This window comes from Actinokineospora guangxiensis (genome assembly GCF_042657845.1).
Classification (GTDB): domain Bacteria; phylum Actinomycetota; class Actinomycetes; order Mycobacteriales; family Pseudonocardiaceae; genus Actinokineospora; species Actinokineospora guangxiensis.
Genome location: NZ_JBHSKF010000007.1, coordinates 182,485 through 206,651, shown reverse-complemented (window position 1 = coordinate 206,651; position 24,167 = coordinate 182,485). Strand labels below are relative to the sequence as shown.

The 24,167-nt window shown below is 72.7% G+C and carries 23 protein-coding genes, 1 pseudogene and 1 riboswitch; of the genes and pseudogenes, 13 read left to right on the top strand and 11 right to left on the bottom strand.

What is annotated here, in order from left to right:
* Positions 1–66 precede the first annotated feature (66 nt).
* On the top strand, positions 67–831 hold the full coding sequence (locus tag ACFPM7_RS16900; RefSeq protein ID WP_378248579.1) for an ANTAR domain-containing protein: 765 nt from the start codon (positions 67–69) through the stop codon (positions 829–831).
* 130 nt (positions 832–961) lie between these two features.
* Complete coding sequence (locus tag ACFPM7_RS16895) at positions 962–1,693, top strand: EamA family transporter (RefSeq protein WP_378248578.1); 732 nt, start codon at positions 962–964, stop codon at positions 1,691–1,693.
* A gap of 212 nt (positions 1,694–1,905) precedes the next feature.
* Here ACFPM7_RS16895 and ACFPM7_RS16890 read toward each other — a convergent pair whose 3' ends face one another.
* Genes ACFPM7_RS16890 through ACFPM7_RS16880 form a run of 3 tightly spaced genes read right to left on the bottom strand, consistent with a single transcriptional unit; the run spans position 1,906 to position 3,566 of the window.
* Positions 1,906–2,439, bottom strand: a complete 534-nt coding sequence (locus tag ACFPM7_RS16890; protein WP_378248577.1) for a GNAT family N-acetyltransferase — start codon at positions 2,437–2,439, stop codon at positions 1,906–1,908.
* The gene (locus tag ACFPM7_RS16885; RefSeq protein ID WP_378248576.1) at positions 2,436–2,948 is read right to left on the bottom strand and encodes a CGNR zinc finger domain-containing protein; all 513 of its coding nucleotides are present in this window, start codon (positions 2,946–2,948) and stop codon (positions 2,436–2,438) included. The genes ACFPM7_RS16890 and ACFPM7_RS16885 overlap by 4 nt, the downstream gene beginning before the upstream one ends.
* A 30-nt stretch (positions 2,949–2,978) precedes the next feature.
* Complete coding sequence (locus ACFPM7_RS16880; protein ID WP_378248677.1) at positions 2,979–3,566, bottom strand: DedA family protein; 588 nt, start codon at positions 3,564–3,566, stop codon at positions 2,979–2,981.
* Positions 3,567–3,737: 171 nt separating this feature from the next.
* Positions 3,738–3,804, top strand: a riboswitch (guanidine-III (ykkC-III) riboswitch).
* A gap of 12 nt (positions 3,805–3,816) precedes the next feature.
* Here ACFPM7_RS16880 and ACFPM7_RS16875 point away from each other — a divergent pair.
* The 6 genes and pseudogenes from ACFPM7_RS16875 to ACFPM7_RS16850 form a co-directional block, all read left to right on the top strand.
* Entirely contained in the window at positions 3,817–4,131 is a 315-nt protein-coding gene (locus ACFPM7_RS16875) for a DMT family transporter (RefSeq protein ID WP_378248575.1), read from the top strand.
* An 18-nt stretch (positions 4,132–4,149) separates the two neighbouring features.
* Positions 4,150–4,806: a response regulator transcription factor gene (locus ACFPM7_RS16870; protein ID WP_378248574.1), complete on the top strand. Its 657-nt coding sequence runs from the start codon at positions 4,150–4,152 to the stop codon at positions 4,804–4,806.
* A 92-nt stretch (positions 4,807–4,898) separates the two neighbouring features.
* Entirely contained in the window at positions 4,899–6,212 is a 1,314-nt protein-coding gene (locus tag ACFPM7_RS16865) for an Nramp family divalent metal transporter (protein WP_378248573.1), read from the top strand.
* 9 nt (positions 6,213–6,221) lie between these two features.
* Positions 6,222–7,721, top strand: coding sequence for a sensor histidine kinase (locus ACFPM7_RS16860; RefSeq protein WP_378248572.1), 1,500 nt, complete (start codon positions 6,222–6,224; stop codon positions 7,719–7,721).
* Entirely contained in the window at positions 7,718–8,656 is a 939-nt protein-coding gene (locus ACFPM7_RS16855; protein ID WP_378248571.1) for a TAXI family TRAP transporter solute-binding subunit, read from the top strand. Before ACFPM7_RS16860 ends, ACFPM7_RS16855 begins: the two co-directional genes overlap by 4 nt.
* Positions 8,657–8,781: 125 nt before the next feature.
* Positions 8,782–9,105: pseudogene (locus ACFPM7_RS16850) on the top strand (DUF5956 family protein); the annotation flags it as partial.
* Positions 9,106–9,179: 74 nt separating this feature from the next.
* On the opposite strand, the gene ACFPM7_RS16845 reads toward ACFPM7_RS16850, so the two are convergent.
* A complete protein-coding gene (locus tag ACFPM7_RS16845; protein WP_378248570.1) occupies positions 9,180–10,628 on the bottom strand; it encodes a carboxylesterase/lipase family protein in 1,449 nt (482 codons plus the stop codon).
* A 63-nt stretch (positions 10,629–10,691) separates the two neighbouring features.
* Positions 10,692–11,264 (bottom strand): TetR/AcrR family transcriptional regulator, encoded by a 573-nt coding sequence (locus ACFPM7_RS16840; protein WP_378248569.1) that lies wholly within the window; start codon positions 11,262–11,264, stop codon positions 10,692–10,694.
* A gap of 43 nt (positions 11,265–11,307) precedes the next feature.
* Here ACFPM7_RS16840 and lexA point away from each other — a divergent pair, with 43 nt between their 5' ends.
* The 3 genes from lexA (at position 11,308) to ACFPM7_RS16825 (ending at position 12,916) form a co-directional block, all read left to right on the top strand.
* On the top strand, positions 11,308–11,958 hold the full coding sequence (lexA, locus tag ACFPM7_RS16835; protein WP_378248568.1) for a transcriptional repressor LexA: 651 nt from the start codon (positions 11,308–11,310) through the stop codon (positions 11,956–11,958).
* Between the two features lie 353 nt (positions 11,959–12,311).
* Positions 12,312–12,701 (top strand): hypothetical protein, encoded by a 390-nt coding sequence (locus ACFPM7_RS16830; protein WP_378248567.1) that lies wholly within the window; start codon positions 12,312–12,314, stop codon positions 12,699–12,701.
* Positions 12,698–12,916 carry a hypothetical protein gene (locus ACFPM7_RS16825; RefSeq protein WP_378248566.1) on the top strand — a complete coding sequence of 73 codons (219 nt, stop codon included), beginning with the start codon at positions 12,698–12,700 and terminating at the stop codon, positions 12,914–12,916. Before ACFPM7_RS16830 ends, ACFPM7_RS16825 begins: the two co-directional genes overlap by 4 nt.
* 99 nt (positions 12,917–13,015) lie before the next feature.
* On the opposite strand, the gene ACFPM7_RS16820 is transcribed toward ACFPM7_RS16825, so the two are convergent.
* The 5 genes from ACFPM7_RS16820 to ACFPM7_RS16800 form a co-directional block, all read right to left on the bottom strand.
* Entirely contained in the window at positions 13,016–14,593 is a 1,578-nt protein-coding gene (locus ACFPM7_RS16820; protein WP_378248565.1) for an ATP-binding cassette domain-containing protein, read from the bottom strand.
* A gap of 219 nt (positions 14,594–14,812) precedes the next feature.
* Positions 14,813–16,954, bottom strand: coding sequence for an MMPL family transporter (locus tag ACFPM7_RS16815; RefSeq protein ID WP_378248564.1), 2,142 nt, complete (start codon positions 16,952–16,954; stop codon positions 14,813–14,815).
* Between the two features lie 3 nt (positions 16,955–16,957).
* The gene (locus tag ACFPM7_RS16810; RefSeq protein ID WP_378248563.1) at positions 16,958–17,521 is read right to left on the bottom strand and encodes a TetR/AcrR family transcriptional regulator; all 564 of its coding nucleotides are present in this window, start codon (positions 17,519–17,521) and stop codon (positions 16,958–16,960) included.
* A 453-nt stretch (positions 17,522–17,974) separates the two neighbouring features.
* Positions 17,975–19,114 carry a hypothetical protein gene (locus ACFPM7_RS16805; RefSeq protein ID WP_378248562.1) on the bottom strand — a complete coding sequence of 380 codons (1,140 nt, stop codon included), beginning with the start codon at positions 19,112–19,114 and terminating at the stop codon, positions 17,975–17,977.
* A gap of 912 nt (positions 19,115–20,026) precedes the next feature.
* On the bottom strand, positions 20,027–20,779 hold the full coding sequence (locus ACFPM7_RS16800) for an SDR family oxidoreductase (protein WP_378248561.1): 753 nt from the start codon (positions 20,777–20,779) through the stop codon (positions 20,027–20,029).
* Between the two features lie 117 nt (positions 20,780–20,896).
* On the opposite strand from ACFPM7_RS16800, the gene ACFPM7_RS16795 reads away from it, so the two are divergent.
* Positions 20,897–21,838 carry a sulfite exporter TauE/SafE family protein gene (locus ACFPM7_RS16795; RefSeq protein ID WP_378248560.1) on the top strand — a complete coding sequence of 314 codons (942 nt, stop codon included), beginning with the start codon at positions 20,897–20,899 and terminating at the stop codon, positions 21,836–21,838.
* A gap of 113 nt (positions 21,839–21,951) precedes the next feature.
* Here ACFPM7_RS16795 and ACFPM7_RS16790 read toward each other — a convergent pair whose 3' ends face one another.
* Positions 21,952–22,842: an RNA polymerase sigma-70 factor gene (locus ACFPM7_RS16790; RefSeq protein WP_378248559.1), complete on the bottom strand. Its 891-nt coding sequence runs from the start codon at positions 22,840–22,842 to the stop codon at positions 21,952–21,954.
* 147 nt (positions 22,843–22,989) lie between these two features.
* Between ACFPM7_RS16790 and ACFPM7_RS16785 the strand changes: the two genes are divergently transcribed.
* Entirely contained in the window at positions 22,990–24,045 is a 1,056-nt protein-coding gene (locus ACFPM7_RS16785) for an FAD-dependent oxidoreductase (protein WP_378248558.1), read from the top strand.
* The last annotated feature ends 122 nt before the right edge of the window (positions 24,046–24,167 follow it).

The window sequence follows — 24,167 nt, the reverse complement described above, 5'->3', positions numbered from 1 at the left end:
CCGGCCCTCTACGAGCGGCAAGGCCGGGCTGTCTGGCGCATTTGCCGCTGCCGTGGAGGACTTGCGATGACTGGCGCTGTGGAGCGCGTGCTGACACTCGCCCAGGAACTGGTCGAGGTGTCCCGCCTGGCAGAAGACGACGACGTCAACGCCATATTGTCCAGATTCGTGACCCGCTTGGCCAAGACCGTGCCCGGCGTGGCCGAGGCGACCATCACCGTGCGGACGTCGGAAGGCGTGGACACCGTCGCCGCCGTCGAACTGGACTCGGTGGGCGAGGCGTCGATGGGCCCGAACCCCATCGCCGAGGCCCTGGAGCACCGCGAGCCGCGGCGTGTCGAGGACACCGCCACCGACCAGCGCTGGCCGGGCTTCAGCGCCAACCTGGCCAGCCGCGGCTACCGCAGCGTGCTGTCGCTGCCCATCCCCACCCGCCGCCCCACGGCCGCCGTGCTCACCCTGTTCTCCCGCACGTCCCACCAGTTCGACGACACCGCCTACGACCTGGTGCTGCTGCTGACGCTGCACGCGGGCGCCGTCTTCGACAACGCGCAGCTCTACCACGACAGCCGCAGCCTGGTGGACCAGCTGAACACCGCCCTGGACACCCGCCAGACCATCGGCCAGGCCCAGGGCCTGCTGATGAGCCACTTCCGCACCGACGCCACCACCAGCTTCCACCTGCTGCGGAGCGCGTCCCAGAACACCAACTCCAAGCTCAGGCAAGTCGCGATGACCCTGGTCACAGCCCACCAAGACGGCGGCCTACCCGCCGCCCTGGCCCGCTACGGCTTGGACGACGCCAACAAGTCACCAACCCCGATGAGCTGACCCCCTGAGGTAGGGCTCCTCCCGTGCACCGGCTCCACCCCGTCACCGTCCCAGCGGCGGGGGCGACGCACCGGTCTTCCGCGCCCGCTCCGCGAACGGTTCCTGTCACCCGGCGGTGGAGCGATTCCCTTTGTCTCCCAACAGATCGAAGATCTTCCTCGCCTGCGCGGGCCTGCTCTGGGGCACCGGCGGCCTGGCCGGAGCCCTGCTCCACGCCCACACCGGCCTGCACCCGGTGGCCGTAGCCGCCTACCGCCTCCTGATCGGCGGCGTCGTGGCCACAGCCGCCCTCGTGGCGCTGCGCGTCCCAGCGCCCAGGAGCCGACCGGCCATCCTGCGACTGCTGACGGCGGGCACCCTGCTCGGCCTCTTCCAGGCGGGCCACGTCGCGGCGGTGACCCTGACCTCGGTCGGCCTGGCGACCCTGCTGACCATCGGCAGCGCCCCGATCTTCGCGGCACTGGCCTCGGGCGACCGCTCCCGACGCACGGTCACGGCGGTAGCGCTGTCGGTATTCGGACTGGCCCTGCTGGCCGGCTCGCCCGCCGTGGAGGCGGGCTGGCAGGCAGCGGCAGGCGTAGCGCTGTCGCTGGCGACGGGAGCGGTGTTCGCCACCCTGACCCTGGTCACCCGACGACCAGTGGAGGGCCTGACCAGCGGCACGACCACAGCCTGGGGCCTACTGATCGGCGGCGTCCTACTCCTGCCCATCGCCCTGCCCATCGGTCTGACCGCAACCACCCTGGCCATCCTCCTCCTGGACGATCCGGTGACCCCTTTCACCCTTGTTGGCGCAGCCTGCCTAGCCGCCGCCCTACTCCTCAACGCGACCACCGGCCCCAGGCTCCCGACTTCTCACTGACGCCAAGGGATTGCCAACCTCCGCCTTCGGCTGCCGACCACTCTCCCAACTCCACCCCATCTCGGACAGTTGAGCGGGTCATGTCGCAGTGGGCGGGTGGGTGGCGTGCCAAGGGGGCGGGTCTGGGTGGGTGTCGCCATGTCGAGGGGAGGGGTGGGTGCGTCGCGTGTGGTGGGCTTCTGGTGGAGGACTTGGCTCGCTATCCAAGTCCGTTAAGGACGGTCGAACCGGTAGACATAGTGCAGCGTTTCGTCGATCGGGTTCTCCGGCTCCATCTCCGCTTCCGCCACCCGTACCGCCCCCGCCTTCTCCAGCGCCCGCCAAGACGCCAGATTCCCCGCCACGACCGGAATCAGGATCACATCCGTCTCCGGGTAGTCCCGCCAGGTCTCCTCCACCGCCCACCGAATCATCGTCGACCCCACCCCCTTCCCCGTCATCCCCACATCCCCGATCAGGTAATCCAAGGTGGCCACCGTCTTCGGCGTCTCCACCGCCGCCGAAAGCGCCTCGAAGTCCTCCGGGTAGTCCGCCACCCGGCACCGCTGCATCAACCCCACCGCCACCCCGTCGACCGACACCAGCCAGTCCTCACCGGGTTCCTCTCCCCGGCAAGCGGCCCCGAAGTCCCGTTCAACCGCCTCCATCGTGAACTCGTGATACCACCACCGGTGCACATGCGGCTGCGCCAGCCACTGCGCCACCAGCGGGAAGTCCGTCACCTCAAGCCGTCTCCACGTGATCATGTCGTCTCCAGGTTCCTGCGGTAGTACCGCGACTGCCGGGTCCGGCCACTGCACGTCGGGTGGCAGAACCGGCGCCGCGCGTGGTGGGGTGCGAAGAGCAGGCCGCAATCCGGGGCCGCGCATCGGCGCAGTTCGCGGGCGTCGGCCAGGAGTTCCACGGTGCAGGTCGCGATCCGGCCCAGGGGTGCGTCGGGGCCGACCGGCGTCCACGCCGCCGACCAGGTGCGTCCGGAGCCGGTCAGGCGCAGGGTCGTCGGTGAGGTCGCCGCGAAGGTGTTGACCACTTCGGCGGGTTCGGGGGCCAGTTCCTCGCCCGCTGCCCACGCGCTGAGCAGGACGAGCACGGCGTCGCGCAACGTGCGGGCCTGGGTGGGGTCGCACGGGGCCAGGGACATCTCGGTGAACCAGCCCGACGCCAGGTCAGGGGTCCCCAGGCAGTCGAAATCGCCGTACCGCGTGTTGGCGAACTCGACCGGCAGGGGCTCGGTGCCGAGGATGGGGTACTCCACGGCGGTGACGCTAACACGACCTCTTTACCGTCAGCTATGGACTTTCTGCCGCTTGCGCTTGCGCACCCGCTTCACCACGAACATCACGAGCAGCACGGCCACGATCGCGAACACCGCCCACTGGAAAAAGCCCGCGTACTGGTCCACGACCTGCCAGTTCGCGCCCAGGATGTACCCGGCGACCACGAAGCCGCTGTTCCAGATCAGACTGCCCGTCGTGGTCAGGGCGAGGAACTTCCCGAAGTGCATCCGCTCGACGCCCGCGGGCAGTGAGATCAGGCTGCGGAACAGGGGGACCATGCGGCCGAAGAACACCGCCTTCGTGCCGTGCTTCTCGAACCACTTCTCGGTCTTGTCGAAGTCCTCGACGTCCATCAGCGGGATCTTGGCGATCAGCGCCCTGGCCCGGTCCCGGCCGAGCCAGACGCCCAGCAGGTAGACCAGGATCGCGCCGACCACCGAGCCGCCCGTTGTCCAGGCCAGGGCGGCGGGCAGGGAGAACACGCCCTGGCTGGCGGAGAAGCCCGCCAGGGGGAGGATGAACTCGCTGGGGATCGGGGGGAACAGGTTCTCCAAGCCGACGATGACGGCCGCGCCGAAGCCGCCCATCGCCTCCATCACGTCGACGGCCCAGCCCGCCAGCCCGCCGAGGTCCTCCTGCTGGGCCACCCGATCCCCTCTCGCCCGAAACGTCCTCTCTTCCCTCTTACCCGAGATCCGGCCTGGTGACACACCTGGAGACCGCTGTCACCAGCGGTGGCCGGTTCGCGCGGGGTCGGGCACACTCGGTCGTGGGCCCCACCCCGGGTCCCCGGACGAGCGGCGCCGTACCCGGATCGCGACAAGACGGCGGCCAGCGGGGTGGATCATGTCCTGGCTCGTCCTCATCGTCTCCGGCGTCCTCGAAGCCGTGTGGGCCACCGCGCTCGGGCTCTCCCAGGGCTTCAGCAGGCTGGTTCCCACCATTGTGTTCGGCGTGGCGCTGCTGCTCAGCATGGCCGGGCTGGCCTACGCCATGCGCGAGCTGCCCGTCGGCACCTCCTACGCCGTCTGGGTCGGCATCGGCGCCGTGCTCACCGTGGTCTACGCGATGGTCACCGGCGACGAGTCCGTCTCCGTGGCAAAGGTGCTGCTGCTGGCGGGCATCGTCGGCTGTGTGATCGGGCTCAAGGTCCTGCACTGAACCCGGCATGATGGGCCGGTGCGAATCCTGGTGGTCGAGGACGACCCCGGCGTCGCGGGCGCGATCGTGGACGCGCTGCGGGCGCGCGGGCACGGCGTGCTGCGCGTCGGCACCGCCGCCGAGGCGCGCGAGCTGCGGCCCGAGGTCGATCTCGTGCTGCTGGACCTCGGCCTGCCCGACGGCGACGGCTTCGAGGTGCTGCGCGACCTGCGCCGTGCCTCGGCGATCCCCGTCCTGGTGCTGACCGCCCGCGGCGACGAGCGCGACGTCGTGCGCGGGCTGCGCCTGGGCGCCGATGACTACCTGGTCAAGCCCGTGCGGTTGGGCGAGCTGCTGGCCAGGATCGACGCCGTCGCCCGGCGCGCGCCCGCCGCGGCCGTCGAGCCCGACGTCGTCTCGGTCGGCGACGTGCGCGTCGAGCTGGACGCCCGGCGGGTCAGCGTCGCGGGGGAGCGGGTCGCGCTGACCGGGCGCGAGTTCGACATCCTCGCCGTGCTCGCCCGCCGCGCCGGGGTCGCGGTCAGCCGCGAGCAGGTGCTCGACGAGGTGTGGGGGCACAGCACGCAGGCGGGCTCGCGCGCGCTCGACGTGCACCTGACCTCGCTGCGTGGCAAGCTCGGCCGCCCGGGGCTGCTGTCCACCGTCCGCGGCTTCGGCTACCGCCTGGGCACCTGACTTAAGGCCGCGTTAAGGACCGGTGTGACCTGGTCCACGTCCCCCTACAGTCCCCCGCACAGGTACCTCCGGCGCAACGAGGAGCGGGAGACATGAGCACTGCGGAGACGTTCATCCCACCCACCGGCAAGGCGAAGATCCGCGGTCTCGGACCCGGCCTGCTGGCCGCGGCCACCGGCGTCGGCGCGGGCGACCTCGTCGCGACGATGGTGGCGGGCGCGCAGTACGGGACGGCGCTGCTGTGGGCGGCGCTGCTGGGCACCGTGCTGAAGCTGGGCCTCGGCGAGGGCGTCGGCCGCTGGCACCTGGCCTCGGGCACGACGCTGCTCGACGGCTGGCGCAGGCTCGGGCGCTGGGCGACCGGCTTCTTCGGCGCCTACATCGTGATCTGGGGGTTCGTCTACGGCGCGACCGCGATGTCGGCCGTCGGCCTTCCGCTGAACGCCCTCTTCGGCGGGCTGTCGGTGCGCTACTGGGCGATGATCGCCGGGGTCGTCGGGCTGGTCCTGGTGTGGCTACAGCGTTACCACGTGTTCGAGAAGTTCATGACCGTGCTGGTGCTGATCAAGTTCGTGTCGGTGGTGTCGATCGCGGTGCTGGTGTCGCCGGACCTCGGTGAGCTGGTCAAGGGCCTGCGCTTCGAGCTGCCCGAGGGGTCGACGGTGTACGTGCTCGGCCTGATCGGCGGGGTCGGCGGCACGATCACCATGGCGGCCTACGGGTACTGGATGTTCGCCAAGGGCTGGAAGGGCACCGGCTGGCTGTCGATGATGCGGCTGGACAACGCGGTGGGGTACCTGATGACCGGGGTGTTCGTGGTCAGCATGCTCATCGTCGGCTCGACCATCCTCTTCGGACAGGAGCTGACCGAGTCCGACCGCGGCCTGCTGGTGCTGGGCACCGAGCTGGGCGAGCGCTACGGGGACTGGGCGCGCATCCTGTTCCTCATCGGGTTCCTGGCGGTGACGTCGACGTCGCTGCTGGGGGTGTGGAACGGCGTCAGCCTGCTGTTCACCGACTGGACCCGCGCCATCCGCCTGCCGCACGGCAAGAAGGCCGAGCTGGAGAACGCCCAGGCTGTGGTGGACGGGGACCGGGCCGACGGGCCCGGGTACAAGGCCGCCGTGGCCGAGAAGTCGCTGCCGTTCCGCGGCTACCTGCTGTGGCTGACGCTGCCGCCCATGGCGCTGCTGTTCCTGGACCGCCCGTTCGCGCTGACCTTGGTCTACGGCGTCCTCGGCTCGGTGTTCATGCCGTTCCTGGCGATCACCCTGATGCTGCTGCTCAACTCCAAGCGCGTCGCCGCAGAAGGCCGCTCCGGCTGGCTGTCCAACGTCGTCCTCGGCGCCTCGTCGGCGCTGTTCCTGGTGCTGTTGATCACCGACCTCGTCGAGCGGTTCGGCTAGCCCGCCGGGATGCGCCGCCGTCTGCTCATCGTGCTGCTCGCGTTCTCGGTGCTCGCCGTCGCCGGGTTCGCGGTCCCGCTGCTGGGCAGCACGGCGGCCAACCGCACCTACGAGTTCACCGCCGCCCGCACCGCCGACGCCGCCCGCTTCGCCGCCCTCGCCCAGCAGGCGCTGGCGGGCGGCCCGGCCGACCAGCTGCGCGCCGAGGTCCGCGCCCACGCCGCCCTCTTCGGCGACGGCGTCGTGGTGGTCGACGCCCGCAGGCAGATCCTGGTGGCCGAGGGCATGCCCGCCACCGACCCCCAGGTGACCGCCGCCGTCGACGCCGCCCTGCGCAACCAGCCGCGGGCCCCGTTGCCGGACCTGCGCCCCTGGTCATCGGGCGACACCCTGTTCACCCAGGCCGTCGGCACCGGCGTCCGGGTCTCCGGCGCGGTGGTGCTGCGCACCTCGGTGCGCCCGGCCGCGGCCGACATCGCCCTGCGCTGGGCGGTGGTCCTGCTCGCCACCCTGCTCGCCGCGGCCGCCGTCGTCATCGGGGTCTTCCGCCTGGCCCGCTGGGTCCTGCTGCCGGTCGACACCCTGGCGGGCGCCATGCACCGCATGACCGAGGGCGGCGCCCGCCCCCACGTCGACATCACCGCGGGCCCGCCCGAACTCCGCGGCCTGGCCGAGAACTTCAACCACATGTCCGACGCCCTCGCCGAATCCGCCGACCGCCAGCGCGCCCTGGTCGCCGACATCGCCCACCAGCTCCGCAACCCCATGGCCGCCCTGCGCCTGCGCGTCGACGGCCTCACCGCCCCGGAAACGCACTCGACCCCGGAAACGCACTCGACCCTGGAAACGCACCCCGCCCCAATCCGGGGGACAAACCGCCCTACTCCTTCAAAGATACGCGGACCAGAACCTTGTCAAGGGGGTGAATCTCCCGGCCTGTGGATAACCGCCGAGACCCAGCGCTCCATGCAGGTCGAGTTCGACCGTCTGGAGTCCCTGCTCGACGGCATGCTCGCCCTGGCATCGGCCGACAGCGCCGCCACCGACCTCGCCGCGACCGCGACCGACGCCCGGTGCGAGGTCGGGGCCGTGGTGGCGGAGCGGCTCGACGCCTGGCACGAGGCGGCGCAGCGGGCCGGGGTGGGGTTCGCCGAGGCGGCGCGGGGCGCGTGGGAGGTGCGGTGCTCGGAGTCGGAGTTGGCGCAGGTCGTGGATGTGGTGCTGGACAACGCGGTCAAGTACGCGGGGCGGGGCGCGGTGGTCAGCTGGTCGGTGCGGGGGCGGGGCGGGATGGTCGTGCTGGAGGTGGCCGATGACGGGGCCGGGGTTGAGGAGGGCGACCTGCCGCGGTTGACCGAGCGCTTCTGGCGGGGCAGCGGGGAGCCGGGGTCGGGGCTGGGGCTGGCGATCGCCGAGCGGCTGCTGACCGCGCGCGGGGGGACGCTGGCGCTGTCGAGGGCGGTGCCGTCCGGGCTCGTTGTCCACATCGGACTTCCGGAGGCGCCGTGAACCGGCGGAGCGTGCTGCGGGCGGCGCTGGGCGCGGTGGCCGGGTGCGCGGCCGGGTGCTCGGCGGCGGAGTACGCGGGACCGGAGCGGACGCTGCGGATCGCGGCGGGGGAGCGGGGTGGGTTCTACGTGGAGTTCGCGCAGCTGCTCGCCGGGCGGGTGGACGGTGCGCTGGTGGCGGTGGTGGTGGAAACCAGCGGGTCGGCCGACAACGTCGGCCTGCTCGCGGAGGGCGGCGCGGACCTGGCACTCGCGCTGGCCGACATCGCCGGCGCGGCGGCCGAGGGGACGGCGCCGTTCCGGCGGCCGGTGCCATTGCGGGCGATCGGGCGGGTGTACGAGAACTACATGCAGCTCGTCGTGCTCGCGGGCAGCCCGGTGCTGCGGGTGGCCGACGTCGCCGGTCGGCGGGTGTCGCTGGGGGCCGCCGGGTCGGGTGCGGCGGTCTTCGGGGACCGGCTGCTCGCGGCGGCGGGCATCAGCGCCGAAGTCGAACACCACACCCTGGTGGAGGCCGCCGAGCGCTTGGCCGACCGACGGGTGGACGCCCTGCTGTGGTCCGGCGGAGTCCCGACCCCGGCACTGACCGCCTTGGCCGAGCACCACCCGATCCGCCTCATCGACCTGACCGACCAGCTGACCGCCTTGCGCGCCGCCCACGGCCCGGCCTACCAGTCGGTCGTGGTGCCATCGGGCAGCTACGGCAATCCGCGCCAGGTCGCCACGGTCGGCGTCTCCAACCTGCTGGTCACCACCCCGACCCTGCCGGACGACGTCGCGGGCGCGGTGGCCCGCACCCTGGTGCGCCAGGCGCCGCACCTCATCCCCCCGTCCGCCCTCGGCACCCAGTACCTCGACCTGCGCTCCCTGATCGAGACCGGCGACATCCCCCTGCACCCGGGCGCGGCCACCGCCTACCGAGCCTTGCGCCGGTAACCGGCTGGACGGCGGCGCGACAACGGGCGCGGGCATGGTCAGGAAGGTCGGTCGCAGCCGAGAAGGGGAATGCTGAGCGTGTCCGATCACCACCGCGGTGGGGACCGCGTCCGGGAACTGCCGGTCGACACCCGGCTCGCCGCTGTTCCCGGCACTCGACCACCGTTCGGCACGGCGGAACCGTCGAGCGCCACCAGCGGTCACGCGGACCAGTCGACCAGGACACCGTCGACGAGGCCATCGAGGAGTACCTCACCGACGCGGGCGTCCCGACCCCGCCGCGTGGCTACCGCTGGTACCAACGACCCCCACGCGGCCACTCCACCCTGGACGAGTTCCACTCCGAGATCAACACCCGCCTGCTCGACCTCGACCCCCACAGCAACGCCTCCAGGCCCCGCGACATCGCGCCCCTGCTGACCAGAGCCGTCGGCGATCTCGACCTCTGAGCCATCACGGCTGGCTGCCGGCCATGTGGACAGCCCGCGGTCGACCGGAACGGTCGACCGCGGGCACCCCCAGTTCAGCGGTCCGCCCAGAACTCCAGCCGGTGCTCCGCGCGGTAGTCCACCGGTCCGACCGCCCCCGGGGCCAGGCGCTGCACGTGCGCACCCTCCCCGAACGACGGCCAGGCGGGCAGCCCCTCCCCGGTGGGCGAGCCCGTCCTGGCGAACGCGGCCCACGCCCGGATCATCAGCTCCGACAGCTCCGCCTTGGTCCCCGTCAGCTCCTCCTCGGGGAACAGGTACTCCACGTCGCTGCTGTGCGTGGCCCCCTGCGGGGAAGCCTGCTCGTCGGCGAACTCGAACGCGTGCACGGTGGTGTGGCGGGACAGCAGTTCGTGCTGGCGGAAGGTCGGCCGTGCCCACATCCGGTCGGTGAGCACGTCCGCCCACGCCAGTGCCGGGGTGTCGTAGTCCGACAGCGGGTACTCGGCGGCGATCGCCGCGGCCTGGTCGCCGAACGCGGCTTGCAGCAGCTTCGGGTACTCCTCGGCCGTGACCGGGCCGCGGAAGATGTCGACGATGCCGCGGTGCTCGTGGCGGGTGTTGCCCGCCAGCACCGGGACCGGCGCGAGGTCGCCGTCGGCGAACGCGGTGGCCGGGACCTTCGGCAGGTCGGGGCCGCCGAAGGCGTAGGGCTGGAAGATGTTCATCACCTGCGGCACTTCGAGGATCTTCGCCGCGGGCAGGGCGCGCAGGCAGGCCAGGTCAGCGCAGCCCAGCTGCTCGGCGGTCATCCGGCCGATCTCCTCGACCTCGGCGAGGTCGCGCCAGGTCAGCCACGGCAGCGCCTCAAGACCCGGGTACCAGGACTCGGCGGGCAGGTCGCCCAGGGCGAAGCCGCTGTGCATGATCGCCTTGTCGAACAGCCCGCGCGAGCCGGGGGAGACCAGGTGCGCGGCGACCGACGACGCGCCGTAGGACACCCCGAACAGGGTGATGTTCTCCGGGTCTCCGCCGAAGGCCGCGGCGTTGCGGCGGGTCCAGTCGAGGGCGGCGCGCTGGTCGGCGATGCCGAAGGCGCCAGAGCCCGCCAGGCCGGGGTGGCCGAAGCCGCCGAACACGCCCAGCCGGTAGTTGATCGTCACGACCACGACGTCGCCGCCGGTGGCCAGCGCCCGGCCGGGGAAGTGGTGGCCCGCGCCGACCGCGCCGTCGCCGTGAATCCACACCATCACCGGGCGCTTCCCGCTGGTCGACGGCGTGGTGACGTTGAGGACCAGGCAGTCCTCGTCGGTCGCGGCGGTGTCCGAGTAGGACGATCCGACCTGCGGGCACGGGTTGCCCGGCGCGGTCGCCTCGCGCACCCCCGACCACGGTTCGGCGCGCTCCGGCGCGGCCCAGCGCCGCTCGCCCGTGGGCGGCGCGGCGTACGGCACGCCCTGGAACACGGTGTGGTCGGCGTGCCGTACGCCGCGCACCTGCCCGGCGTCGGTGGTGGCGACGTCCTCGCTCTTGCTCTCCCCCATGGCCCCTCCGCATCCTGTGAGCAGCAAGACCGCTGCCATGACAAGCGTTCCCCGACGCATCGGCTATCCCCTCTTCGTGGCGAGCTCCACCGCGGTGACCAGTTCCCGCTCGCAGAGGTCCAGGTCGACCTCCGCGCCCGTGCCGACGCGGGCCAGCACGCCGTCGCGCAGCGCCAGGACGAACACCGCCATCAGGTCGGCGTCGAAGTCCCGGAACTCGCCCGCGGCCTGCCCCTCGCGCAGCAGGTCGGCGCACTTGGCCCGGTCGGCTTCGCCGTCCGCTGTGGACACGTGCGCCCGCACGGCGTGTAGCGCCATCGTGTGCGCGCGGTGCCCGGCCAGGAACCGCAGGTTGGCGCTGAGGAAGGTGCGCAGCTCCTCGGCCGCGGTCGTCCCCAGGTCCATCCGCTCCAGCACGAACGCGGCGAACACCCGGGTGACCTCGGCGTGCACCTCGTCGACCAGTTCCTGTTTCCCCCGAAAGTGGTAGGAGATCAGGCCGGTGCTGCTCAGCCCCGCCTTCGCCGCGATGAGCTTGAAAGACGCGGCCGCGTAACCGACTTCGGCCAGCACGGAGATCGCCGCGCTGACGATCTGCGCCCGGCGGGCCTGCTCGGTCACCGTCTTTGCTCGCATGAGCAAAGATTAGCACTGCTGAGCAAACCGCTACGATCCCGCGGTGACCTCCGACGACGACCTCGACCGCATCGACGCCGCCCTCATGTCCGACCGGCAGCGCCAGATACTCGCCGCCGTCAGGGATTGGGTGGTGGAGCACGGCTACTCCCCGAGCACCCGCGAGATAGCCGACGCGGTCGGACTGCGGTCGACTTCCACGGTCTCCCGGCACCTGGCGCTGCTGGAGGACCACGGCTTCATCCGCCGCGGCACTGCCGTGTCGCGCCCGATCGACGTCCGCCTCTTCCTGCGGCCCGCGCCCGAGCGGGTCGCCGACGGCTCCGTCGCCGTCCCGGTCGTCGGCGACATCGCCGCGGGTGTGCCCATCACGGCCGACGAGCACGTGGACGACGTGCTGCGCCTGCCGAAGGAGCTGACCGGCCGCGGCACCGTCTTCGGCCTGCGCGTGCGCGGTGACTCCATGGTGGACGCCGCGATCTGCGACGGCGACATCGTCGTCGTCCGCCGCCAGCCCGAGGCGCACACCGGCCAGATCGTCGCGGCGATGATCGACGGCGAGGCCACGGTCAAGGTCTTCCGCCGCCGCGGCGGCCACGTCGTGCTGGAGGCCCGCAACCCGGCCTACGCCGACATCGACGGCGACAACGCCACCGTCCTCGGCGTCGTGGTGTCCGTCCTGCGCAACGTCTGAGACCCGCGCACCCTTGCGGCCCGAACAAGGCGCGCGGCCAAGTTACGCCCCTGACAAAGGGCGTCCTAACTTGGCGAGGTGGTCGTGGCCGAACGACGCGCGGCCGCTCGGGCGCGCGGCTGCTGGAGGGCGAGACGTACTTCCGCCTGATCATCACCGCCTGCCTGCACGGCATCCTGGCCACCGCGCCCCCGGCCGGTCGAGCCCGCGGGCCCGGCGACGGTGTGGGCGCGCGGCGCCGGGGCGGGCATGCGCATCCCGGTGCTGGCCTTCGGCTCGACCCGCTTCGCCGTGCCAGACCAGCTGCCCGCCGAGGCTGCGCGCCCCCGCCGCGCAGCGCGGCGGGGGCGGCGGTGGCCGCCCAGCGCGGCACGGCGCTGCGGGTGCTGCTGGCGGGCACGACCGCGGTGCTCGCCGTCGACGGCGAGCTGGGCGCTGCCGAGGCGGTCGCGCTGATCGTGGTCATCGTGCGCTTCCTGGAGCCGTTCACCACGCTCTCCGAACTGGCCCCTGCCGTGGAGAGCGCGCGCGGCACCCTGTCGCACCTGGACACCGTCCGGAAAGCGCCCACCGACCCGCCCGCCGAGGCGCACGCGACCGAACCGCCCGCCGCGCCCGTCATCGAGTTCGACAGCGTGACCGTCCGATGTGGAGAGACCACCGTCCTGGACGACCTGTCGTGCACCATCGCCGCCGGGGCGACGACGGGGCGGCCCTCTCCGGCGGAGAGCGCCGGCGCGTGACCATCGCCCGCGCCGTCGCCGACGACCCGTCGGCGCGCACCCGGGTCGTCGTCGCCCACCGCCTGAGCAGCGTGAAGGACGCCGACCACGTGCTGTTCCCGGAGAACGGCAGACTCGCCGAACAGGGCGGCTTCGCCGAGCGGGTGCACGCGGGCGGGCGCTTCGCCGAACTGTGGCGCCACCACACGCGCGCGGCGGCCTGGCGAATCGGCTGAGCTGCTCAGCGGGAGGTGGGGCCGGCCGGCTGGGTCGCGCAGCGGCCGGCGGTCGTGGGTGGCCTGCACCCCTGTGGCGGGCCGGTTGAGCTGAGTCGTTCATAGCGTGAGGCGGGGCCAGTCGGCTGTGTCGCGCAGCAGTTGGCGGTCGTGGGTGGCCAGCACCACCGCGGCGGGAGTCGCCGTGAGCGCGGCGGTCAGTTCGTCCACCAGTGTGGCCGACAGGTGGTTCGTCGGCTCGTCCAGCAGCAGCACGTGCGGGCGCGCGGCCAGGACCAGGGCCAGGTCGAGGCGGCGGCGGGCGCCGACGGACAGTTCGGCGACCGGGCGGTGCGCGTCGTGGCCGTCGAGTAGGCCGAGGTCGACGAGACCGTGCCCGCCCGCGGCGGCGAACAGCTCCGCGGCCGTGCACGGCTCGACGGCTCTGGACTCCTGGCCCAGCCAGCCGATCCTGGCCGGGCGGGCCCGCGTCACCGCGCCGGTGTCCGGGGCCAGCGCGCCCGCCAGCACCGCCAGCAGGGTCGACTTTCCCGCGCCGTTGGGCCCGGTGACCACGAGCCGGTCCCTGGAGTCCAGCGCGAGGCCGACCGGCCGCAGCCGTCCGGTGACGCCGACCCCGTCGGCCCGCAGCAGCCTCGCGCCCGGGTGCGACGGCAGCTCCGGCATGGCGAAGCGCACTGGCGGCCGGGGCACGGCGACCACGTGCGCGGCGAGGTCCTGCTGCCGCCGGTGCACCGCCCGCACCAGGCCGGGGGCGCGGGTCGCCCGGGTGTGCCTGCCGTGGCCCTTGTCCGGGCGCCAGTTGTCGCGCAGGCGGTTCTGCGCGGCGGACAGGTCATCGGCCAGGCGTTGGCGTTCGGCCAGCTGCTCGGCGTGCAGGGCCTCCCACCGCGCGCGTTCGGCGTGCCGGGCCTCGACGTACCCGGAGTACCCGCCGCCGTAGGCGCGCGGCTTGCCGTCGCTGGTCGGATCCAGGTCGAGCACCGCGGTGGCGACGTCGGCGAGCAGCGCACGGTCGTGGCTGACCAGCACCACGACGCCGGGGTGGGCGCGCAGGCGCTCGGTGAGGTGGGCGAGGCCGCCCGCGTCGAGGTGGTTGGTCGGCTCGTCCAGCAGCAGCACCGCGTGCCCCGCGCCGAGCAGGCAGGCCAGCCGCACCCGGTGCCGCTGCCCGACCGACAGCGTCCCCAGCGGGCGCGCGCGGTCGGCGCCCGCGTCGAGCGCGGCGAGGGACACCTCGACGCGACGGTCAGCGTCCCAGGCGTCCAGCGCCTCGGCCTCGGCCAGCGCGGCGGCGTAGGCGTCGTCGGCGCCGGGGCGGCCGTCGGCCAGGGCTGTCGTGGCGGCGTCCAGGCGGGCCAGCGCGCCGCGCACGGCGGCAAGCTCCAGGTCGACCAGCTCGCCGACGGTCGCCTCCGGGTCGAGTGGAATCCGCTGGTCGGCGACGCCGAGTGAGCCGGCGCGCCGCACCTCGCCGCGGTCGGGGCGCAGATCGCCCGCGAGGACACGCAACAGGGTGGTCTTGCCGCGGCCGTTCTCGCCGACGACGGCGATCCGGTCGCCCGCGGCGGCGGCGAGGTCGACCCCGGCGAGCACGGGACGGCCGCCGAGCGCGACGTGGACGTCGGTGGCGCGCACGTGCGCCGAGCGCGCGGGGGCGTGCGGGAGTGCGGACATGGGAAAGCCTCCGGGATTCAGCTGCACGGCGAGGACGGGTGACGGCGCCGCGAGACCCGCGGCGCCGCTGGAGGCGTCGTCCTCAGAGGAAGTACAGCTGGTGCATCACACCGCGCACGCTAACCGACCCGGCCCGCCCGGGTCATCCGGTTATCGGACGCGAGAGGCCCCGCCCTCTTGCATCGAGGCTCGACGGGCGGGGCCTCTCGGGGGAGTGGGTCAGCGGTCGGCCGCGGCCAGCTCGCGCTGCTCCTTGCCTGCGGTGAGCCCGGCGCCCTCGACGTCGACCACCGGCAGCCACTTCAGCCAGCGCGGCAGCCACCACGCCTTCTCGCCCAGCAGCTTCAGCGCCGCGGGCACGAAGACCATGCGGACCACGAACGCGTCGACCAGGATGCCGATGGCCAGTGCGAAGGCGATGGACTTGACCGTCGGCTCACCCGCGGGCACGAAGCCCGCGAACACCGAGAACATGATCAGCGCGGCGGCGACCACGACCGGGGCGGCCTGCCGGAAGCCGGTGGTGATGGACTCCACCGGCCCGAGTCCCCTGTGGTGCGCCTCGTGCATCCGCGACACCAGGAACACCTGGTAGTCCATGGCGAGGCCGAAGAGGATGCCGATCACGATGATGGGCGTGAGGCTGATCAGCGGTCCGGTGGTGTCGAGATTGACCGCCTCGGCCAGCCAGCCCCACTGGAACACTGCCACCGTCGCGCCCAGCGACGCGCCGATGGTCAGCAGGAAGCCCAGCACGCCGACGATCGGGACCAGCAGCGAGCGGAACACCAGCACCAGCAGGACCAGCGCCAGGCCGACCACCACGGCCAGGTAGACCGGCAGCGCCTCGTCCAGGGTCTTGGCCACGTCGACGCTGACGGCCGTCGAGCCGGTGACGTAGGTCTGCACGCCGTCGACGCCGGCGAGGTAGGCGCGCAGGTCGGCGACGAGCTGCTCGGTCGCCTCGCTGGTCGGGCCGGACTCGGGGATCACGCTCAGCAGCGCGGCCGTGCCGTCCGGGTGCGGGACGGGCGGGGCGACGACGCCGACGTCGGGCAGGTCGGCGATCGCCGGGGAGGCCGCGGTCGCCGCCTGCGCGGCGCCCTCGCCCTCGAACAGGACCACCAGCGGGCCGTTGAACCCGGGGCCGAAGCCCTCGGCGATCAGCTCGGCCGAGCGGGCCTGCGTCGAGCCCTCCGGCTGCGTCGGCACGAGCGTGGTGTTCAGCGAGGTCAGCGGGATCGCGATGACGCCGAGGCCGATGACGCTCAGCAGCAGCGCGGGCAGGGCGCGGCGGGTGATCGCGGAGATCCAGCCGGCGACGAAGCCGCGGTCGCGGACCGGGCCGCCCTCGCGCTCCTTGCGCGGCAGCGCGCGGCGGCCGAGGAAGCTGAGCACGGCGGGCACCAGGGTGATGGCGACCAGCACGGCCACCACGATGGTCAGCGCGGCCGCGATGCCCATCTGGGTCAGGAACGGGATGCCGGCGATGGCCAGGCCCGCCAGCGCGATGACGACGGTCAGGCCCGCGGTGACGACCGCGGAGCCCGCGGTGCCCACGGCCGTGCCGATGGCGGTCTCCACGTCCGCGCCGTCGCGTAGCTCGTGGCGGTACCGGTTGATGATGAACAGCGCGTAGTCGATGCCGACCGCGAGGCCGAGCATGGTCGCCAGGATCGGCGTGGTCGACTGCAGGTCCATGAACCCGGAGGCGATCACCACCCCCAGCGCGCCGATGCCGACGCCGACGGAGGCGGTCAGCAGGTTCATGCCCGCCGCGACGAGCGAGCCGTAGGTCAGGGCCAGGATGAGCAGCGCGATGAGCACGCCCGCGACCTCGGAGATGCCGCCGATCTCGGGGACCGCGGTGGTCGCCTCGCCGCCGACCTCGACGGTCAGCCCGCCCGCCTTCGCCGCCTCGACGGCGTCGAACAGCGCCTTCTGGTCCTCCGGGGCGACGCCGCCGACCGGGGCGTCGTAGGTCACCGTGCTGAACGCGGTGTCCAGGCCCTGGTTGATCGTGGGCGCGGCCGGGTCCAGCGGGTTGGTCGCCGACTGGACGCCGGGCAGGCCGTTGAGCGTCTGCACCAGCGCGCCGATCTGCTGCGCGTTCTCCGGCCTGGTCAGGTCCTCGCCGCTGACCACGACGCGGGCGGTGGCCCCGCCCGCGCCGAACTTGGCGTCCATCTTCTCCAGCGCCACCGTGGATTCCTGGCCGGGGATGGAGAAGCTCGTCGCGGTCTGGCCGGAGAGGGTCAGCGCGCCGACGCCCACGCCGAGCAGCGCCACCAGCCAGACGAGGACGACGACCAGCCGGTGGCGGTGCGCCGCCGTGCCGAGCCGGTACAGCAGACGTGCCATGGATCAACCCTCCGATGTGGACCCGACGCGGTACCCGAGCGCGTCGAAGCAGGTGGTGACGATGTGCTTGCGCCACGCCGAGGTCTCGCCGAGCCGGTTGGCGGCCAGGCTGAGCACGGCGAGCGCGCTGAGCGCGCCGATGACGCGGACGACGCGCTGGGCGTCGGCCCCGACGGCGGCGAAGATCTCGAAGACGAGGCCGTCCTCCTCGCCGGTGTCGCCGAGGAAGTGCTCCTGCTCGCCCGAGGTGAGCGGGATGAGCGCCAGCGAGACGAGGCCGGGTTTGTCGAGCGCGATGTCGGACATCAGCTCCAGGGCCCGGCGGTCGCGCTCGGGGCCCGCGGGCTGGTCGGCCAGCCGGTCGCGGATGCGCCGAAGGTGCTCGCGCATGACCTCGACCGCGGCCAGGAACAGCGCTTCCTTGGTGGGGAAGTGGTGCAGCAGCCCGGCCTTGGACAGCCCGACGGCGTCCGCGACCGCCTTGACGGAGGTGTGCGCGAACCCGTGCTGGGCGAACAGCGCCGCCGCCCTGTCGAGGATGTCCTCATCGATCCGATGCCGAGCCACAGCCCCGACGGTACGCAAGTCACCGACCGATTCGGTAGGGGAACCGACCACATCGGTCGGTGACCTTCGTCGCAACGCCCTGTTATCGCTAACGTCGGTTCATCACCGCTCAGCATGAATCTTGTGTTGAGGAGTGCTTCCAGTTGAGGTTAACGTCGACTCTTCGCGCGGTCATCGTGGCCGCCGCACCGCCCGCAGCCGACACCTCCGCCTACCGCGTGCTGGTCAACCGCCACAGCGGCAAAGCCGTCGATGTCCTCAGCTTCGTTCACACCGGGGCGAGCTTCCGCACCGCCGTGCAGGCCGCCATCGGCAGCCTCGCCGCGGGCCGCACGTCCGCGGAACGCGTGGTCGTCTGGCCGGCACCTGGGCCGTGTGCTGCGCCCTCGCTTGTGCCAGCGCCTGTGTCCCCGCCGGTTCGCCGACGGGGACACAGGCGTGTCCGGGGTCAGATCAGCAGACGGCCCAGCTGCTGTTGTTCATGGTGATGTTCTGGAACTCGGTGTTGACACCGCAAGGGCTTTCCCTGATCGTCTGGTTCGTCACCGTCAGGTTCCGCAGGTAGATCCCGTTGTTGTTCGGGAACTCCGAGCGCGCGGCCAGCCGGATCTCACCGCCGCCGGACACCCAGCCGCCGGAGACGCTCACGTTGTAGCAGTTCTCGATGAGGATCGCGTTGTTGCCGGTGTTGGACAGCTCGACGCGGTCGATCACCAGACCGCCGCTCTCCGACACGCAGAACACGCCACGCCCGCCGCCGGTGGCTTTGACCGTGCCGACGCGGATGTTGGTCGGGTAGGCGTTGTTGACGCGCCCGTTGCGGTTGGCCACCCGGAACGCGGCGTAGCCGGTGCCCGAGCCCGCGTTCTGCGCGTCAACGGTGCCGACGGTGGCGTTGATGGTGTCGTTGAGCAGCAAGCCCGACTCGCCGACGGAGCGCGCCGTGACCGTGCCGATGGTGATGCCGTCCACGCCGTAGGTCTCGACCGCGTGGGAGGAGGCGCCGGAGACGTAGACGGAGTTGATCGTGATGTTGCGGCTGCGCTGGCTGGTGTCGCCACGGTTGTCGATGCGCACCCCGAGCCCGCGCGAGAGGCGCATGTCGATCTGGCCGAGGGACACGTTGGTGACGTTGCGCATGAAGATGCCGTACACCGGGGTGCCGGTCACGAACAGTCGCGCGACCTCGACGTTGGTCGTGCCCCGCGAGTACACCGGGGCCATGTCGCCCGACCCGGAGCCGGAGACGGCGATCGTTCCGCAGGAGTCCAGGATCGTGTGGCTGGGCAGCGAGATCCGCGCGCCCGCGCTGATCGTGCCGCCCTGCCAGACCATCACCCGCTCTTTGGACGACCGGTTTGGGGTCAGGCTGTTGATCGCGGCCTGGACCGCGGAACGCATGTCCGTGCCGGTGTAGACGACCGAGCCGCCGCGGCGCGCCGTCCACGTTCCACCGCTGCTGTAGGCCTCGGCGTGGAAGGAGCCGCCGCCGCAGTTCGACGCGGTCGCCGTTGTCTGGGGGATCAGCAGGACACCGCTGACCACGGCCGCGACCAGGGCCGCCGCGCGCAGCCGGACTCTCTGGAGCCTCATCGCACCAGTTCCTCTCGTGCGGGACAGGGACGCGCCGGGACACCGGTGCCGTGCGCCACGGACCGGGACGCGCCCGCGCTGAAAGCGCTTTCCGAAGCGTACGGGCGGGGGTGTGATCCAGACAACGGCCAAACGTCTGCGCACACCTCGGTGGGACCCGGCGGCCGGGGGGAGGCGTTCCCCGGCCGCCGGGTCCCGGTCAGGAGGCGGGCTCGCCCGAGGGCGCGGCAAGAGTGGTCCCGAGTCGGACCGGCGCGCCGAAGTTCGGTGTGCCGTCGGCGTTCCAGGTGAACTTCTGCGCCCGGGCCGAGCGGTTCATGTCGCAGCCGCCGGAGGCGGAATCGTTGGCGTGGTGGACGATCCAGGCTCTGGGTGCCGTTGTCCACGGCGCTGCCCATCAGGGACGGCCTGCCGCCGTGGCGCAGGATGCTCGGGCCCAGCTCCCAGGTGCCGCCCAGGTCCGCCTTGAAGGTGTAGGGCCCCATCGGGTCGCCGCCCGCGCTCTCCAGCACGTGCAGGCGCTGCGTCGGGTTGAAGTCCGGCACGTTCTCGCCCGCGACGTGGTACAGGTACCAGCGGCCGTTGATCAGGTGGAACTCCGGGCCACATGGTGCAGCAGCCGATGGGCCTGCCCGCCAGGTGGAACTCCACCTGGTCGGCGGCGACCGTCAGCCCGGCGAGGGTGCGGGAGCGGCGCATGGTGATCGTGGAGTTCCAGGTCGTTGTGGCTGATTCGCGCGCCGTCGTTGGTCGCGAGGTCACAGCGACGATCAGCCTGCTTCTCATCAGGGTGCACTCCCTTGCAGCGCTGCACGGAAGAGAGACAAAGCGTGTGTTAACGCTAACAGTGAAGGGCGTGGAACCTCAACGGTCACCACTGCTGGTGATAACAGCCGCTGATCCGATGAGCGGTTACCGGAAGCCGCCGTCGCTGGCGAGGTGTTTGCCGTTCATCCAGCCGCCCCGGGGTGAGCACAGGAACGCGATGAGGTCGGCGGTGTCCTCGGGCGTGCCGAGCCTGCCGAGCGGCGTGGCCGCCAGGCACCGCCCGCGCACCTCGTCGTCCATCCAGCCGGTGTCGATCGGGCCGGGGTCGACCACGTTGGCGGTGATCCCGAGGTGGGCCAGCTCGTGCGCCGCGGCGATGGTGATCCGGTCGAGCGCGCCTTTGCTTGCGCCGTAAGGCACGTTGTGCACGGTGTGGTCGCTGGTCAGCGCGATGACGCGCCCCATGCCGTGCGCGCCGCGATAGCGCAGGGCGAACTCGCGGATGAGCAGCCAGGTCGCCCGGGCGTTGACGGCGAAGTGCCGGTCGAAGCTCTCGACGGTGGTGTCCAGGATGCCGGAGTCGACGGACTCGCAGTGCGCGGCGACCAGCGCCGTGACCGGCCCGAGCGCCTCGGCCCGGTCGAACACGGCGGCGGGGGCCGCGGGGTCGGACAGGTCGGCCTCGATCGCCAGCGACGCCCCGCCCGCGGCCTCGGCGGCCTCGGCGACGACGGCGGGCGTGGTGGTGTCCGGACCCCAGGGCATGCGGACGTCGTAGGGCGTCCAATAGGTGAAGGCGACATCCCAGCCGTCGCCGAGCAGGCGGGTCGCCAGGGTCGCGCCGATGCCCGCCGTGCGGCCGACGCCGGTCAGCAGGGCGACTGGTCGAGTGCTCACGCGGCCATGCTGCCGGCCGGGGTCAAGTGAGTATCCGCACCGCGTCAAGAGTTGTGGAAGGGGATTCCGCCATCTGGAACAGGCTTGGTCGTCGCAGGTCGGGCCCCGGATCATCGGGTGGACCGCGAGGACGAGACGGGCGGGGAGATCATGCGGCAACTGGTGTTACTGGCCCTGGTCGGCCTGGGCGCGCAACTGGTCGACGGCAGCCTCGGGATGGCCTACGGCGTCACCTCGACCACGCTCCTGCTGGCGATCGGCACCAGCCCGGCCGCCGCGTCGGCCACCGTCCACCTCGCCGAGATCGGCACCACCCTGGTCTCCGGCCTCGCGCACTGGCGCTTCGGCAATGTCGACTGGAAGGTCGTCGCCAAGATCGGCATACCCGGCGCCGTCGGCGCCTTCGCGGGCGCGACTTTCCTGTCGAGCCTGTCCACCGACGTCGCCGCCCCGATCATGTCGCTGGTCCTGCTGGCCCTCGGCATCTACATCCTGGCCCGCTTCACCACCTTCGGCCTGCCCAAGCACAACCTCGGCAAGCCCCTCCGCAAGCGCTTCCTCGGCCCGCTGGGCCTCGTCGCGGGCTTCGTCGACTCCACCGGCGGCGGCGGATGGGGCCCGGTCGGCACCCCCGCCATCCTCGCCAGCGGCCGCCTCGAACCCCGCAAGACCATCGGCTCGATCGACACCAGCGAGTTCCTCGTCGCCGTCGCCGCCAGCACGGGCTTCCTCGTCGGCCTCGGCTCCCAGGGCATCGACTTCGCCTGGGTGCTCGCCCTGCTCATCGGCGGCGTCATCGCTGCCCCCATTGCCGCCTGGCTCGTCCGCCACCTCCCGCCCCGCATCCTCGGCTCGGCCGTCGGCGGTCTGATCATCCTCACCAACACCCGCACCCTGCTGAAGAGCGACTGGGTGGACGCGGGCGACGCTGTCCGGTGGCCGGTGTACATCGTGATCCTCGCGGTGTGGGCGGGCGCGGTGCTCCACAGCTTCCGGGAGTACCGGGCTGACCGGGAGCGGGAGCGGGAACTGGCAGCGAGGCACACCGCCGCCGCCTGAACCCTCGCCTCGGGAAACCGGGCCGAAGCAACTCCGGAGTCGGTGTCGCCTGCCGGAACCGCCCGGGCTGCTGGGTCGTGGGGCAACCGCTTCGAGAAGCCTTCCCCGGGCCGTCAGCGCGCGACCGCGGTCTCCCTGTCCACACGGGACAGCTTCTCCGGATTGCGCACGTAGTACAGACCGCTGACCAGGCCGTCGTCCACGCGCAGCGCGAGGACCCCGTCGACCGCGCCGTCGAGTCGCATGAGCAGCGCCGGGAACCCGTTGACCTGCACCGGGTCGAACGAGAGCACGCCGGGGACGTTCCCGAAGCCCGCGGTCAGCAGCCGGATGACCTTGTCCGCGCCGCGGATCGCGTTCGGCAGCGCCTGGGCCTTGCCGCCGCCGTCGCCCATCGCCACGACGTCGGGGGCGAGGACGTCGAGCAGGCCCGCCACGTCGCCGGTCTCGGCGGCCAGCTGGAAGGCCGCCAGCGCCGCGCGGGCCTCGGCGGGGGAGGGGGTTCCGCGCGGTCTGCGCTCGGCGACGTGCGCGCGGGCGCGGTGCGCGATCTGGCGCACGGCCTCGCGGGTCTTGCCCACCGCGTCGGCGATCTCGGCGTACTCCACGGCGAACACCTCGCGCAGCACGAACACCGCGCGCTCGGTGGGGCCGAGGGTTTCCAGGACGAGCAGCATGGCCATCGACACGCTCTCGGCCAGCTCGACGTCCTCGGCGACGTCGGGGGAGGTCAGCAGCGGTTCCGGCAGCCACGGGCCGACGTAGGTCTCCCGGCGCCTGCCCAGCGTCCGCAGCCGGGTCAGCGCCTGCCGGGTGGCGATCTTGACGAGGTACGCGCGCGGCTCGCGGACCTCGGCGGTGTCGACGCCGGTCCAGCGCAGCCAGGTCTCCTGCAGCACGTCCTCGGCGTCGGCCGCCGAGCCGAGCATCTCGTAGGCGACGGTGAAGAGCAGGTTGCGGTGCGCGAGGAACACGTCGGTCGGGGTGCCGTCCTTGGCGGTCATGGGGCTCCTTTCCCGCGCACAGGACGCCGCCCGCCCGCGGCCCGTGACACCTTCCCGCCATGGCGGGGGTCACAGCGCCAGCGTGTCACGGGCCGAGGGCGGGGTGCATCTCGTGGTCGACCGGCAAGCGAGCAACGGGAGGCCGAGATGAGGATCGTCGTCGTGGGCGGCGGGTACGCGGGTGTGCTGGCGGCCAACCGCCTGGCCAAGGCGGTCGAGGCGGAGATCACCGTGGTGAACCCGCGGCCCGACTTCGTGGAGCGGGTGCGGCTGCACCAGCAGGTCGCGGGCACCGCGGTGGCGGCGGGGCCGCTGGGGTCGATGCTGCGGGCCGGGATCGCCACGCGGGTGGCCGCCGCGCACAAGGTCGGCGACGGGACCGTGACCCTGGACGACGGCTCGACCCTGGACTTCGACTACGCGCTGCTCGCCGTGGGCAGCACCGTCGAGCCGATGGCGGGGACCGTGCCGATCGGCTCGTGGGAGGGCGCGCAGCGGGCGCGGGCCGCGCTCGCCGCGCTGCCAGCCGGGGCGGTCGTCGCGGTGGTCGGCGGCGGGGCGACCGGGGTGGAGACAGCGGCGGAGGTGGCGGCGGCGCGGCCGGACCTGCGGGTGCGCATTGTCGGTTCGCCGGTCGCGGCGACCTTCACCGGCCGCGCCCGGCGGCTGGTGAGGGACGGGCTGGCGCGGGTGGGCGTCGAGGTCACCGACGACGAGGTCGTGGCGGTGGACGGCGGCGATGTGGCACTCGCCTCGGGGACCGGGTTCGCCGCCGACCTCGTGCTGTGGGCGATCGTCTCGGGGGTGCCCGAGCTGGCCGCGGCCAGTGGGCTCGACGTGGACGCCGACGGCAGGGTGCTGGTGGACGAGTTCCTGCGCAGCACCTCCGACGAGCGGGTCTTCGCCATCGGCGACTGCGCGGGCGTGCCCGGCACGCGCTTCGCCTGCCAGTCGGCCACCGACCAGGCCGGCCACGCCGCGAGCGCCCTCGCCGCCATGATCGCCGGCCGCGGGCCGAAGCCGTACTCGGTGCGCTACCTCGCGCGCTGCGTCACCCTCGGCCGCCGCGCCGCCGTCGCCCAGTTCACGCACCTGGACGACACCCCCAGGGACACGGCCCTCAGTGGACGCACCGCGGCGGTCCTCAAGGAACTGGCCACCCGCGGCGCGAAGTTCGGCGCCCGGGCCGGGTTCGGCGCCTGACGCGCGGGGCGGGCCGGGGTTGCCCGCGCCCGCCCGCGCCAGCCGATCGGCCGGCCGCCACTCGGCCGATCGGCCAGTTCCGCTGACCGCTCGGACGAGGTAGAGCCGGTGCCCGCGCCCCT